General features: G+C 29.3%; 11 protein-coding genes. 3 read left to right on the plus strand and 8 right to left on the minus strand.

The window, feature by feature from the left end:
- The first annotated feature begins 8 nt into the window (after nucleotides 1–8).
- Complete coding sequence (locus H9W90_RS11345; RefSeq protein ID WP_187481710.1) at nucleotides 9–485, plus strand: hypothetical protein; 477 nt, start codon at nucleotides 9–11, stop codon at nucleotides 483–485.
- A gap of 27 nt (nucleotides 486–512) precedes the next feature.
- On the opposite strand, the gene H9W90_RS11350 is transcribed toward H9W90_RS11345, so the two are convergent.
- From H9W90_RS11350 to H9W90_RS11360, 3 genes are all read right to left on the minus strand, one after another.
- A complete protein-coding gene (locus H9W90_RS11350) occupies nucleotides 513–1,481 on the minus strand; it encodes a helix-turn-helix domain-containing protein (protein ID WP_187481711.1) in 969 nt (322 codons plus the stop codon).
- 189 nt (nucleotides 1,482–1,670) lie between these two features.
- A complete protein-coding gene (locus tag H9W90_RS11355) occupies nucleotides 1,671–2,261 on the minus strand; it encodes a carboxymuconolactone decarboxylase family protein (RefSeq protein ID WP_187481712.1) in 591 nt (196 codons plus the stop codon).
- Nucleotides 2,262–2,268: 7 nt separating this feature from the next.
- Complete coding sequence (locus H9W90_RS11360) at nucleotides 2,269–4,431, minus strand: Ig-like domain-containing protein (protein WP_254712481.1); 2,163 nt, start codon at nucleotides 4,429–4,431, stop codon at nucleotides 2,269–2,271.
- Nucleotides 4,432–4,537: 106 nt separating this feature from the next.
- Here H9W90_RS11360 and H9W90_RS11365 point away from each other — a divergent pair, with 106 nt between their 5' ends.
- Together H9W90_RS11365 and recJ are read left to right on the plus strand one after the other, a co-directional pair.
- Complete coding sequence (locus tag H9W90_RS11365) at nucleotides 4,538–4,978, plus strand: OsmC family protein (RefSeq protein ID WP_187481713.1); 441 nt, start codon at nucleotides 4,538–4,540, stop codon at nucleotides 4,976–4,978.
- A 20-nt stretch (nucleotides 4,979–4,998) separates the two neighbouring features.
- Entirely contained in the window at nucleotides 4,999–6,684 is a 1,686-nt protein-coding gene (gene recJ, locus H9W90_RS11370) for a single-stranded-DNA-specific exonuclease RecJ (RefSeq protein ID WP_187481714.1), read from the plus strand.
- Nucleotides 6,685–6,772: 88 nt separating this feature from the next.
- Here the strand turns inward: recJ and H9W90_RS11375 are convergent, their stop codons facing one another.
- The 5 genes from H9W90_RS11375 to odhB form a co-directional block, all read right to left on the minus strand.
- The gene (locus tag H9W90_RS11375) at nucleotides 6,773–9,172 is read right to left on the minus strand and encodes a helix-turn-helix domain-containing protein (protein WP_187481715.1); all 2,400 of its coding nucleotides are present in this window, start codon (nucleotides 9,170–9,172) and stop codon (nucleotides 6,773–6,775) included.
- 73 nt (nucleotides 9,173–9,245) lie between these two features.
- Entirely contained in the window at nucleotides 9,246–10,118 is an 873-nt protein-coding gene (locus H9W90_RS11380) for a hypothetical protein (protein WP_187481716.1), read from the minus strand.
- A 6-nt stretch (nucleotides 10,119–10,124) separates the two neighbouring features.
- Nucleotides 10,125–11,561 (minus strand): MBOAT family O-acyltransferase, encoded by a 1,437-nt coding sequence (locus H9W90_RS11385; protein ID WP_187481717.1) that lies wholly within the window; start codon nucleotides 11,559–11,561, stop codon nucleotides 10,125–10,127.
- Nucleotides 11,562–11,710: 149 nt separating this feature from the next.
- Nucleotides 11,711–12,895 carry a BaiN/RdsA family NAD(P)/FAD-dependent oxidoreductase gene (locus H9W90_RS11390; RefSeq protein ID WP_187481718.1) on the minus strand — a complete coding sequence of 395 codons (1,185 nt, stop codon included), beginning with the start codon at nucleotides 12,893–12,895 and terminating at the stop codon, nucleotides 11,711–11,713.
- Between the two features lie 295 nt (nucleotides 12,896–13,190).
- Nucleotides 13,191–14,408, minus strand: coding sequence for a 2-oxoglutarate dehydrogenase complex dihydrolipoyllysine-residue succinyltransferase (gene odhB, locus H9W90_RS11395; protein ID WP_187481719.1), 1,218 nt, complete (start codon nucleotides 14,406–14,408; stop codon nucleotides 13,191–13,193).
- Between the last annotated feature and the right edge of the window lie 33 nt (nucleotides 14,409–14,441).

A 14,441-nucleotide genomic window follows, 5' to 3' on the forward strand; every position in this document is an offset into this window, starting at 1 on the left:
ATTATTTTATGCATCAACTTATCTCTCAAAACATAAAAAATCCATCAGATTTATCTTGTAAATTCTTTTCAAAAGAAAAAAATACTGAAGACAATACAGATGTTTTGATTGTTAGTTTCTCTGGAGAATATCCAAATGGATCTTCTGGAAAAGAACATGGAGAATTTATAGCTAGAAAAGCAATTGAAGGATTGATGTCTTTTGAAGCTGAAGCTATTGTATTAGATTTTAGAAAGATGAAATATTCTTACGGAAACACATTGTTAAAAGTTTTTCAAGATATCTCTCAATTTAAAGATGCTGGAAACAATATCGATGAACCAGAATTCCCCATAATTGTTGTTACTTCAGAAAAATGTGTTAAAGGAATTTTAACTTTGTTAACTCCTACAAATTCTGAAGAAAATCCTAATTGGCAGTTTAACGATATTCATAAAGCTATTAATTTCGCTACAAAAAAAGGAAAATATTGGTTAGATTATTAGATGGAAACAAATTAGCGGTTAAAAAAACTACCCTAGTTCTATTTGTTTTTTCAACATATTAATTCTCTCGTAAAGAGTGTTAAAAAAAATGGTTCTTTCTATTTCTGCATTTCCAGACAATTGTTTAGAAAACTGTAATTGTTTTAAAAAATATTTTTCTATTGTATTACAAGTATCTTCATCAGATATTTTTAAATAAGAGAGTGTTGTAAACGGTATAAAAAGTTTTTTTTGCTTTACTGCTCTAAAGAAAACAGTATTATTTAAATTTAAAATTTCGTTATTAAATAGCTCATATTTTTTGTTTTCGTTTCCTCTTTTTTCAGAAACACACTGGTTTTCTATTCTTTTAATTACCTTTCTTAAATCACAACAAATTTCTAAAGCACTTTCTTTATCTAATAATTTAATTTTAAAAAAATATAAAATTTGATTTATAGAACTTGTTAAAGTATTCTCGCTCCAAATTTCAGTTGTATGAATACTTTCGTACGATTTTTCTAATTCATAAATCTTACTAACAAGGACATTTTCTTTATCAAAGTCTTTAAATGGCAATTTTTCAAACTTAAAATCTTCTGCCAAAACATTTAAAAAAGTATACATTTTAAACTTTCTAAACAAACCAGAAGAATAATAAAAAGGTAGGTCTTTTGCTGCAAAAAGCATATCTGAATCATTGAACTTCGAGAATTCTTTTGTTTCATTAATTACATAATCAAAATATTTTTTTAATTCTTCTATAGAATTAACATTACCAGATTTACTAACACTAATAACTTCTTTGTTTTCAGAAAAAACATCTGAAATTACAAAATTATAATGTTTTGTAAGTTTTAAAATTTCTGATAAAGTTACAGCTGTTTTCCCTTTTATTCTCCTGTAAGCTGCATCGTAACTAACATCTAAAACGTCTGCAATTTCCTCTATAAAAGAAACATTTTTAGGTAATTTTTGTTGTATAAAATTAAATAGTCTTTCTTCAACTTTTAGCATAAGGCCTTTCTTTTTTACTTAAAATTTACAAAAACAGAAAAATGATTTTGCAAAATTCACAATAGCAAAACTTCATGTTTTCACTATTTTTGATTTATGAATTTAAAGAGGTTGGGGGACCTTAATATTTTTTTAGCCTTCTCATTTTTACATGAGAAGGTTTTTTTAAAAAAATTAAAAATACTTTTTTTATTGATGTTTTCCTACATTAAAACCATGTTTCCCTAGATATTTATTTCCGCTTTCTATAGCGTCTTCTTCAAGGGTTGTTCCCATAGAATCGTTCCAACGATTTAAATATCCAAAAAGAGAAATTACTCCTAACATTTCTACAATTTCACCTTCGTTCCAATATTTATATAGTTCTTCTTTTATAGAAGCATCTACAGCATTTGGCACCATAGAAGCAGCCAAAGAAAAATCTAATGCGGCTCTTTCAGCATCAGAAAAAGCCTTGTGCGTTTTATATTCCCAAATATTATCTAATTGTTCTTGTTCTGCACCATAACGTTCAGCAGCTCTAATTGCATGTGCTTGGCAATATCTACAACCTGTTGCATTACTAGAAACCCAAGCAATCATTCTTTTTAGGGCAGATGTAACTCTACCTTCATTTGCCATTACAGCTTTATTTAAATTAATAAATGCTTTAGATATTGCAGGTCTGCGCTGCATTGTTAAAACTGAATTTGGGCAAAAACCCAAAGTTTCATTAAAAAATTCTGCTAGTTCTTTTGTTTCTAAATCGTGTTCTGATGATAGTGGTGTTACTAATGCCATATTTTTTTTAATTTCTAATTAAGCTAATACTTCCTTTTTTCTCTACTGAAAGTCCGTTTTTATCTGTTAAAATTGTTTGAAACCAATAACTATTGGGTGGTAATTTTTTTCCATTATAGGTTCCGTTCCAACCAGAACTTCCTGCGTCTATTTTATATATTAAAACTCCAAACCTATTATAAATATAAATATCGGTTACAGTGTATTGATCTTTGTTGTATCCTTTAATGTTCCACATATCATTTTTCCCATCATTATTTGGTGTAAAAAATTTTGGATATTCTAAAATTGAGAACGTGTATTCTATTATTCCACAACCACCCATATCTTTTATAAATAATACATGAGTTCCTGTAGAAATATTTTCAAAAAAACCAACATCTTTATATGACCCAAATTTATCATCAATAGAAAACTGATACTCTCCTATTCCTAAATTAGTATTTATTATTTGTATAGAATTATTATTTGAGTCATCAATAATTAAAATATCTTCTTTGGTAATTGTTGCAATTTCAGAATCATTAACTAAAATTGTTTTAGGTTTAGATTCACAGCCTGCAATTGAAATAGCTTTTACACTATAATTACCTGAAGTGTTTATTGAAATTGAAGCAGAATTCCCTGCAATAACTTCACCTTCTTTAAACCATTGATATACATAATTATCTTGTGAATTTTCAGTTTCTAGAGTAATTGAACCAATATCTTTGCATAAAACATACTCACTTTCTACTAAATCAAACTCGGGTATTCTTGTATCTAATTCTGCAATTACTTCTGTTCTAGAAGAAGATTTACAGTCAAAATATCTTGCTTCTACATAATATGAAGTTGTAGCTGTTAAGTTTGGAGTTTTAAAATTATTTCCTGTAAAAATAGGGGTTGTACTTGTTAAAGAATCGTACCAAAAAACACTTCCATCAGATGTTTGTGCTGCTAAATTTGCAGATCCACTACAAATTAAATCGTTTGAAGTACTTGTTATTGTTGGTCTTTGAATAACAGTAACCATAACCGGTTTTCTTTCAAAAGTATTACAACCATTTACAGAAACAGTTGCATAATAGGTTGTAGAACTAGTTAAAACTGGTGTTGTAAAATCATTCCCAGCAAATAGTAATGTTCCTCCTGTTTGAGCATCATACCATAAAACTTGTCCTTCAGTAGGTATTGCATTTATTGTTGCTGATCCAGTTTCACATACTGATGCATCTGTTGTAGAATCAATTTTAGGGATATAAATACTTGTGGTTGCAACAATATTTAGAACTGGATCACTTGGTTTCCCATATTCAACAATATAACCTTTTGGAATATACAAATCTGTTCCACCTATATTTGGCAAGTCATTCCAAGCCCCAACAATTCCAATTGAAGGGTCTGTTATATGTGCATAATCTTCTCCTGTAGTGTTATCCTCTCTATGATCATTAGGTTCATTATTGTTCCAATTTGCATAATTAGGTGTGGTTCCATTTACTTGTCCATTCCAAAAAATAGTTCCAGCCTCTGGCCCAGTAACCCATTTCCAAACACCTTCTGTTTCTTCATCACTTCCACCAATCCAACCTGCACCAGAAGCTTGTTCTCCTGCAAATTGTGCTTCTTCTGCACTTGTTAAAGTTGCCAAATAACCTTGTCTTCCATAATAAGTTCTGTTTTCTGCTGCTATTCTTGCATCACTCCATGTAATGCTTAAATCAGAAATAAATTCATAAAAATGGTCTGTAGATGGTAAATAATTTGCATCACCAATTGTTAATGAGAAAAACTTATCTTCAGTAATTGTTGTTGCGGTAGTTGAAAAAACAACCTCTTTAACAGCTTTTTCTAAATCAGTAAGTAAAATTTTACTAGTTCCAATACCTGTTAAACTTAATTTTCCTTCAGTTGCATTCCAATCAGAATTTATTGTTGGATGATTTCCTGTTAATGATAGCTCATCAAACCCAGATTGGTAGCCAGCAGATATTTGAATAAAAAAAGACGATAATTCTGTATCATCTTCATCTGTTATTGTAAAATCTGTAACAATATTAATCTGGCTTTGAGGGCAAAAAACTTGCCTCCCAGTTGCAGTTAATACTGGTGGTTTGTTCGTTTGTGAATTCAACTGAAAAAACGTTAATAATATTACAATTGATAAAAAGGAGTTTTTAATATTCAATATTTATTCATTTTTAATCACTAACTTAAAGGTCTTGTTCTTATTTTTGTAAGAAAGCACAATTTAATACTTCAAATCTTAAAACACCAAAATAAAACCATCTAATATGGCAACAAATACAGTTACTACAGTTTGGGCACAAAAAGAACAATTTGAATCTGACAACCCAAGTGGACATAAATTAACAATGTTTTCTGTGGCAGATGAAGAAAACAAAGACACAACTGGTTATGGACCAAAAGCTCTAATGCTTTCTTCTTTAGCTGGTTGCTCTGCTTTAGATGTAATTTCTTTATTGAAAAAAATGCGAGCAGAAGTAGAAGATTTTAAAATTGAAATAACTGCAGAATTAACAGATGAACACCCTAAATTTTACAACAAAGTAAAAGTAGATTACCATTTTTCAGATGCAGAATTACAACCAGAAAAAATACAAAAAGCAGTAAATTTATCTGTTACAAAGTATTGTGGTGTTATGGAAATGTTTAGACAGTTTGCAGATGTAAAAACAGAAATATTTTTACATGAAATTACCGTGAAAGAATAAAGTACTATTAAAAAATTGCTATGAGATGGACTTTAAAAAAACCACCAAATAAAGAAAAAATCGCACAACTTGCCAAAGACTTACAAGTTAATAAAACAATTGCTACAATTCTTTGTCAAAGAAATATTGAAACTTTCGAAGAAGCAAAAAAGTATTTTCGTCCTAGTTTAGAAGATATTCACGATCCTTTTTTAATGAAAGATATGGATTTGGCTGTGGAAAGAATTGAAAAAGCAATTTCAAACAACGAAAACATCCTAGTTTTTGGCGATTATGATGTGGATGGAACAACAGCTGTTTCTTTAGTTTCTTCATATTTAAAAACGATTCACCCAAATATTGCAACTTATATTCCTGATAGATATGCAGAAGGTTATGGCGTTTCTTATATGGGAATTGATTTTGCACAAGACAATGATTTTTCTTTAATTATTGCACTAGATTGTGGTATAAAAGCCATTGAAAAAGTTGAGTATGCAAAAGAGAAAAACATCGATTTTATTATTTGCGATCATCACAAACCTGGAAAAGAAATTCCAAAAGCGGTTGCTGTTTTAAACGCAAAACAAGAAGATTGTACGTATCCTTTTGATGAACTTTGTGGTTGTGGAGTTGGTTTTAAATTGATACAAGCTTTGGGAGTTTCCAGAAACCAAACAATTGAACATTTTGTGCCTTATTTAGATTTGGTGGCTACTGCAATTGCTGCAGATATTGTACCAATGAATGGCGAAAACAGAACTTTAGCTTATTTTGGTTTACAAGTAATTAATTCGCAACCAAGAAACGGAATTAAGGCCATTATTCTTCAAGTTAAAAAAACAGAACTTACAATTACTGATGTCGTTTTTATAATTGCGCCAAGAATTAATGCTGCAGGAAGAATGAAACATGGTAATTATGCTGTGGAATTATTAACTGAAATGGATTTAAATTCTGCCATTGAATTTGCTGCTGCTATTGAAATTAATAATGCTGATAGAAAAGAATTAGATAAGAAAATAACCAACGAAGCTTTAATTCAGATTATTGATAATGACGAAGAAGAGCGTTTTACCTCTGTCGTTTTTCAAGAAGATTGGCACAAAGGTGTAATTGGAATTGTAGCTTCTAGATTGATCGAAAAATATTATAGACCAACGTTAGTTTTTACAAAAAGTGGCGATAAATTAGCCGCTTCTGCACGTTCTGTAAAAGGTTTTGATGTGTACAATGCATTGGAGGCATGTAGCGAATTTATAGAACAATTTGGTGGACATAAATATGCTGCTGGTTTGACTTTACTACCAGAAAACTACGAGAATTTTAAAAACAAATTCGAAGAAATTGTCCAAAAAACAATTGATAAAGAATTACTAACGCCAGAAATTGCGATTGATGCAGAAATAGATTTATCAGAAATTACAGATAAATTTTTTCGAATCATTCAGCAAATGGCGCCTTTTGGTCCAATGAATATGAAACCAACTTTTAAATCTACTTGTGTAAGAGATAATGGTTATGGAAAACAAGTTGGCGCAGATAAAACCCATTTAAAATTAAATGTTTTTCAAGGTGATAATAAAAAAACCTACAATGCCATTGGTTTTAATTTAGGAAATAAAATAGAATTTGTACAAGACGAATTTGACATTGTCTATGCTTTGGATGAAAATGAATGGAATGGTTATAAAACTGTGCAATTGTTGTTGAAGGATTTGAAATGATGAAATTTTCTAACAAATGTAATTCTAGTATTGGCAGAAGTCTACACAAAATTTTTATAGACTCCTTAACAGTACCTTGCCAAAAAAATTAACTTTCTAAAGATTTTAGAACCATACGTATTTCAGAATAAGTAAAATCTTTATCAAGCTTTTCCTTTAATTCAGTTAAGCTTTTAAACTCAACATTATCTATCGATTTTACAATTTTTTTGTACTTTTCTATTGGAATTAATTCCAAAATATCTACATCTCCAGAAGGAATATAGCTAGATAAATGACTTGTTACAGTTCCTGTTGTTAGCTTACGCTCTTTAGCAATTTCTAAAACTGACATTCCAGATCTAAAAAGTTCTAATGAAATCTGTTTTGTATTTTTTTTATCTTCTTTTTTCTGCTCGTTTAATTTATTTATTCCGTTTTCTGAACAGTATCTATTAATTACATCTAAAACTTCATCTCCATATTTTGCAACGCGAGTTTTACCCATTCCAACAATATTAAGTAGATCTTTTTCGGTTCTTGGCAATGAATCGCACATTGCATATAAAGATTCTTGGGTAAATATTTGAAACGCTGGAATGTTTTCTGCAACTCTAATTTCGTCTCTTAATTCTCTTAATTTTAAAGCTAAAATTGGGTCGCGTTTGGAAGCTACTTTTTTCTTCTTTTTTGGCTCCATTTTTTGCAAAACTGCTTTTGCTCTTACTTCTAAATACGACTGAACTTTAAAACCAGTCGTCATTTTTTGCAACGCAAATAACTTTTCTTCTAATTTTTCCTGAAGTGAATCGAACTGTTTAGAAAAATCTGCTTTTACAGCTTTATTATCTGTTGAAAAATTAATTGCATCTAAAGGCTTCTGAATATTATTTTGTGTGTGATTTAAAAAATAAGCAACTGCTTTTGTAAATCGCTCATGAATTGTAGAACTATTCTCTGGCAAAACATTGTCTTCTGAAAGTACTTTTAACTGATTCTTAAATCCGTTGGAAACTTTCATTAGAGCAACAATTCCATCGTCTTTTATGGTTTGTAAATGATCTATTACATCACCTTTTATACTTGTTTGGTTTTTGTAGAAAATATCAATTAACCTTGTAATTGGATATAAAAAAGGTTGATAATCGAACAATTCTGAAATTAAATTCAATTGAAATTCAATTTCAGATTGGTTCAAAATACTTTCATCTGGGTGATTTTCTTCTACACTTAAATTGAAAACACTTACAGTTTTATCATTAATAATTGCGTTGCTTGTAATTGGTGTTTTTAAAACCAATCCTTCCAAAGAAGTACACCTACTTAACGCAACATAAGTTTGCCCATGTGCAAATGAAGCTTCTGCATCGATTATTGCTTTTTCGAACGTTAAACCTTGACTTTTATGGATAGTAATTGCCCAAGCCAAACGTAATGGAATCTGCGAAAAAGCACCAACTAAATCTTCTTTTATTTCTTTGGTTTCTTCATTAATCGAATAATTAATATTAGACCAAGTTTCTTTTTCTGTTACAATTTCATCAGCTTCATTTCCACATTGTACAGTTACAGATGTTTTAGAAATGTCTGTAATAATTCCTATTTTCCCATTAAAATATCTTTTTTCTTGAGAAGAATCATTTTTGATAAACATTACTTGTGCACCAACTTTTAATTCTAATTTTGCGGCATTTGGGTACGAATTTTCGTTAAACTTACCAGAGATTTCAGCATCAAAAAAGCGACTTTTATTGGTGATTTTATTGAGTTCAGAATCGTTTATTAAATTCGCTCTGTTATTATGAGTTGTTAGTGTAATATAACCTTCTTCTTTACTTGGAGAAAAAGTTGGATTGTAACGTTCATTTAAAATTTTAGCAGACTTTTCTGATAAATTATCGTTTCTAATTTCATTTAAAATAGTAATAAAATCTTCGTTTTTCTGACGATAAATATGCTTCAATTCAATTGAAACTACATTTGCTTCTTGAAAAGCTTTTGAACTAAAAAAATAAACAGTATTGTAATGCTGTTGTAACAAACTCCATTCATTTGGTCTTACAACTGGCGCTAATTGTTGCAAATCGCCAATCATTAAAATTTGTGCGCCACCAAAAACTTTATTTCTGTTTTTATAACGACGCATTACTTGATCTATTCCATCTAGCAAATCTGCACGAACCATAGAAATCTCATCTATAATTACTAAATCTAACGATTTTATAATATCAATTTTTGTTTTCGAAAAACGTCTTTGTTGGTTATTTGGCGGCTGATTTGGTAAAATAGGACCAAAAGGCATTTGAAAAAAAGAATGAATGGTAACTCCTTTTGCATTAATTGCAGCAACTCCTGTTGGCGCAACAATTACCAATCTTTTTAATGATTCGTTTTTAATTTGATGTAAAAAAGTAGTTTTTCCTGTACCTGCTTTTCCAGTAATAAACAGATTTCTATCCGTTTTTTCAATGAAATTTAAGGCTAGTTCTAATTCAGGATTTGTTGACATTTTAGCTTTTTGATGCAAGGTAAATAATCAAATAAAATTACTTTACTTTTTAATGATAATTATTATAAATTCTTTAGTTTTTAGTAGCATTAAATAAATCAACAGTAAAAATTTCTGCTCCTTTCCTATTCAAATGACCACAATTATAAAATAAAGAATCATTATATCCAGAAGATAAATCTATTAATCCTGGTACTTTCTTTTTTAATTTAGTTATATAATCTAAATTGTTAGTCTTACTGCAAAAAGGTGAAATATAAAGAGTAAGTGAAATATTATATTTGCTACATATTTCAATAATTTCTTCTAATACCTTATTGCTCTTGCGAATATTTTCTGGTAAACTCTCTCCTTTAAAAGGTAATTTTTTTCCATACATTGGCGTGAAACCTGTACTTGAATTTACCCTAGGTTTTTTATTTGCTAAAGAGAAGATAAACTCTCTAAATCCTATTTTAGGATCATTAACAGCATATCTGTAAAAAGGTAAATACTGAAGTTTATTAAAGTTTTTAAAATTGTCTTTTAAATGGTTTTTGATGATATTATTTCTTAAAAAAGGCATTGCTTCCGAAATTGAAATATTGGATGGAGAGACACCTTCGAAGTTAAAATCGATTTGTAAAAAAATATTAGAAACAGTGTTCTTATCTAATAATAGCTTTAGTTGCAATAAATTGTCATTTAAACCTGCTCCTTCTACTCCTAAATTAATAGTTTTCTTTTGTGATAGACTATTAAACAACTTGGTATCTATATGATTTGCAACTCTAGAAGACCCTAAAAAAACGATATCAAATTTTTTACCTTCTGTCTTTAAAATATATTGGAGCTTATTTCTAGGATTAGCATTAAGATATGCTTTTGTGTAAATAAAATCACACAAATAAAGCAGACCTATGGTTAGAGATAAAATTGATAATAAATATTTAATAAACTGTTTCATTAAAAATTAAAATTGAAAATAAATAAAATCAGTAACATCTGAATATACACCTAATGTAATTAAGCCTAATAAGGTAAAAACTATTTTTAAATGCACCCATTTACCAAAAAAAGGGTGTTCATTTTCTCTAGAATTCCATTCTACTAAAACAAAAAATAGAATTAAAATTATTAGTTCGGGTGCGTACCTTTCAATTGATAAATATTGAAAACCATTCTTAAAATTAAATGAAAATAATTTTTGTAAATATTTAACTGCTATTAAAACTGAATCTGCTCTAAAAAAAACCCAAGCAACAACTGTTAAACTAAAAGTAGTAATCATAAATACAAACTCTTTTAAAGTTGGAAAAATTCTATTTTTTGCAACTGTATCTAAATTATTACGATTGTTATTAGTTATTAATAAAGGTAAAAAGTAAAGTGCATTTAATGTACCCCAGACAATAAATGTCCAATTTGCTCCATGCCAAAAACCACTTACTAAAAAGATAATAAAAGTGTTTCTTATCTTCATTTTTAAACCTCCTCTACTGCCTCCTAATGGAATGTAAAGATAATCTCTAAACCAGGTTGACAAAGATATGTGCCAGTTTCTCCAAAACTCTGCAATGTCTCTAGAAAAATAAGGAAAATTAAAGTTTCTCATAAGATTTATACCAAATAATTTAGATGTTCCTATTGCTATATCTGAATATCCACTAAAATCTCCATAAATTTGAAAGGCGAAATAAATAGCTCCCAAAGCTAAACTTAATGAGTTCATATTCTCGTAATTAGAAAATATTTCATTTGCATAATTTGCACAAGAATCTGCAATAACAATTTTCTTAAAAAGACCCCAAAGAATTAAATGCAAACCATCTATTGCTTTTTTATTATCAAAAAATCTTTCCCTTTTAAATTGCGGTAATAAATTTGTAGCCCTTTCAATTGGCCCAGCAACTAATTGAGGAAAAAAACATACAAAAGCAGAAAATGCTATAATATCTTTTGTTGGTTCTAGTTTATTTCTATAAACATCTATTGTATAACTTAATGTTTGAAAAGTATAGAAACTAATACCAACTGGAAGAATAATATTTAACGAACTACTATTTATAGATGTACCAAAAAAGGAAAAAGCAGTAACAAAATTGTCGAGAAAAAAATTGTAATATTTAAAAAAGCCTAAAAAACCAAGATTAACAATAATACTTGTCCATAAAAGTAATTTTCTTTGTGCTTTACTTTCTGTCAATTTTAACTTTCGACCAATTGAATAATCTACAAGAGTACTAAAAATAATAAGAATTAAAAACCTCCAATCCCACCAACCATAAAAAAGATAACTTGCAAAAACTATTAATAAATTTTGAGCCTTTAAACTCTTATTTACTAAAAACCAATACAATATAAAAACTACTGGTAAAAATACTGCAAAGTCAATTGAGTTAAATAACATTCTCTAATTTAATTTTTTGCTTATTTTTTTATAATACATAAATAATATTTTAACCTAGAATTATCTGTTTAAAAGATTCATTTTTAATTTTATGCAAGGTAGATAATTAAAAATTATTTTATAAAATGTTTTAAAATTTGTCCCATAATTTACAGAGTATTTAAATGTTTTGCTAAATAAAAACCCATACTAAAACTTCCTTGTAATAAATAACCACCTGTTGGAGCATACCACTCTAACATTTCTCCAATTGTGTAAGAATTCGGTATTTTTTTTAGTTGAAAATTCTCATCAACCTCGTCTAAAGAAATTCCGCCTAAAGTAGAAATTGCTTTGTCTATTTCTTCTGCAGATTTTAAAACAATAGGAAGCGATTTTATAGCTTTTACAAGTAAATCTTCATTAGAAAAAGTTTCTTTGTCTGTAAAATGTTTTAAAATACTTATTGAAGTTCTATCTAAATTTAAATCCTTTTTTAAAATTTCTGTTACTTTAGAAAGCTTCGTTTTTTTGTACTTTGTTTTTAATTGTTCAACAGTTAATGTTGGTTTTAAATCGAGATGAATAGTAGTATTTTCTTCTGTTAATAATGTATTTTGAATTTTTTCACTTATAGCATATAATGCATTTCCTTCCAAACCAAATTTAGAAATCACCAATTCGCCTTTTGCAGAATGGTTCTTGTAAGTAAGTGCAATATTTTTTAAAGGTTTTCCTTCTTGAGTTTTTATAAAGTTTTTATCCCAATCTACAGAAAAAGCACAATTTGCTGCTCTAAATGGTTTTACTTCAATGTTTTTATCCTGAAATTTTTCACTCCATTCTCCATCTGAACCTGTTACTTTCCAACTAGCGCCACCCAAAGCAAAAACCGTAATATCAGATTTAATTTCTTTGGAGTTTTCGAAACATAAATTTCCTTTTTCATTCCAACCAATCCATTTTTTGTTGAATTGGAATTCCACGCCTTTTTCTTTTATTAACGTTACAATTCTTTTTAAAACTTCACTTGGTTTTAAGCCTTGTTCAGGAAAAACACGATTGCTTGAACCTGTAAATGTTGGTATTTTATGTTTGTTCAACCAATTTACTAAATCTTCATTTGTAAACTTGCGAATAGCAGCATCCATAAATTCACTTGGCGAATATTGATTGATAAGCGCTTCTAAAGTTGAATTGAAAGTTAAATTTAAACCACCTTCTCCAGCAACTAAAAATTTACGTCCAACTGTTTTTTTCTTTTCACAAATGGTAACTTTATATTTTTTGATATCAATTTCTGCTGCGAGCATTAATGCAGCTGGACCTCCACCAATTATTGTTATGTTTTTCATTTAGTAATAAACTGTTGTTTTGGCTTATTTTGATTTATAGATGCGAAAAAAATATCATATTTTAATAAAAGCTCAATTTTATTAACAAGTAAATATAGCTAAAATTCAAGTAAAAATTAGATAACTTTAATGTATGAAAAGAGCTAGCAAACATATTTAGCCCTGATTGAAATGGCATCCTTTTTTTGATTTTTCTTCAAAAAAAGATATAATGGAAAGCAGGAAATAGCTTCAAATAAAAAAACCTTCTTGATTTCTCAAAAAGGTTTTAATATCTATAAGTCAAAAATTTTGACTACATTTCTAATGCTTTTGTAGGATTGTTATCCATCAATAACTCAACAGGATTTTCTAACGCTTCTTTTACTGCCACTAAAAAACCTACAGATTCTCTACCATCTACAATTCTGTGATCATAAGACAATGCAACATACATAATTGGCTGAATTACAACACCGCCATTTACTGCCATTGGTCTGTTTACAATATTGTGCATTCCTAAAATTCCACTTTGTGGAGGGTTTATAATTGGTGTAGACAACATAGAACCAAATACACCACCATTGGTAATTGTAAACGTTCCACCAGTCATTTCATCAATAGTTATTTGCCCATCTCTTGCGCGTAAAGCCAAACGTTTTACTTCGCTTTCTACACCTCTAAAAGATAAGTTTTCTGCATTTCTAATTACAGGAACCATTAAACCTTTTGGCCCAGAAACTGCAATAGAAATATCTTGAAAATCGTGTTTTATTTGAAAATCTCCATCAATCATAGAGTTTACATCTGGGTACATTTTTAATGCTCTAACAACTGCCAAAGTAAAGAAAGACATAAACCCTAAACCAACTCCGTGTTTTGCTTTAAAATCTTCTTTATATTCTTTACGTAAATCGAAAATTGGCTGCATATTCACCTCGTTAAACGTTGTTAACATTGCTGTTTCGCTTTTTACAGCTACCAAACGTTCTGCAACTTTTCTACGCAACATAGACATTTTCTTACGCTCTGTTCCACGAGATCCGTTAGCTGGTTGTGTTCCCATAGAAGGTACTGCTTTTACAGCATCGTCTTTGGTAATTCTACCATCTTTTCCTGTTCCTTTTATAGAAGAACCATCCATCCCTTTTTCTGCTAAAACTTTTTTAGCAGCTGGTGATGCAACTCCAGAAGCGTATGTTTCTTTTTTCTCAACACTTGGCGCAACTTTTTCTTCTTTTGTTGGCGCTTCTTTTGTTGATTGCTTTTCTGAAGCATCTCCTTCAGGTTTTGCTGCACTTGTGTCTATTAAACACACAACTGCTCCAACCTCTACAGCATCTCCTTCTTCCGCTTTTAAAGTGATAATTCCACTTTCTTCCGCTGGCAATTCTAAAGTTGCTTTATCAGAATCTACTTCTGCAATTGGTTGATCTTTTTCAACATAATCTCCATCTTCAACTAACCAAGTTGCAATTTCTACTTCTGTAATCGATTCTCCTGGAGAAGGAACTTTCATTTCTAAAACACTCATGGTTTCTTATTTTACTTGCGCCGAAATTATTTC

It is taken from the genome of Polaribacter pectinis (genome assembly GCF_014352875.1).
GTDB lineage: Bacteria > Bacteroidota > Bacteroidia > Flavobacteriales > Flavobacteriaceae > Polaribacter > Polaribacter pectinis.

Coding starts and splice junctions, on each gene's coding strand:
- H9W90_RS11350 (WP_187481711.1), bottom strand. CDS start 1,481: ATGCTAAAAGTTGAAGAAAGACTATTTAATTTTATACAACAAAAATTA.
- H9W90_RS11390 (WP_187481718.1), bottom strand. CDS start 12,895: ATGAAAAACATAACAATAATTGGTGGAGGTCCAGCTGCATTAATGCTC.
- recJ (WP_187481714.1), top strand. CDS start 4,999: ATGAGATGGACTTTAAAAAAACCACCAAATAAAGAAAAAATCGCACAA.
- H9W90_RS11380 (WP_187481716.1), bottom strand. CDS start 10,118: ATGAAACAGTTTATTAAATATTTATTATCAATTTTATCTCTAACCATA.
- H9W90_RS11345 (WP_187481710.1), top strand. CDS start 9: ATGCATCAACTTATCTCTCAAAACATAAAAAATCCATCAGATTTATCT.
- odhB (WP_187481719.1), bottom strand. CDS start 14,408: ATGAGTGTTTTAGAAATGAAAGTTCCTTCTCCAGGAGAATCGATTACA.
- H9W90_RS11365 (WP_187481713.1), top strand. CDS start 4,538: ATGGCAACAAATACAGTTACTACAGTTTGGGCACAAAAAGAACAATTT.
- H9W90_RS11375 (WP_187481715.1), bottom strand. CDS start 9,172: ATGTCAACAAATCCTGAATTAGAACTAGCCTTAAATTTCATTGAAAAA.
- H9W90_RS11385 (WP_187481717.1), bottom strand. CDS start 11,561: ATGTTATTTAACTCAATTGACTTTGCAGTATTTTTACCAGTAGTTTTT.
- H9W90_RS11355 (WP_187481712.1), bottom strand. CDS start 2,261: ATGGCATTAGTAACACCACTATCATCAGAACACGATTTAGAAACAAAA.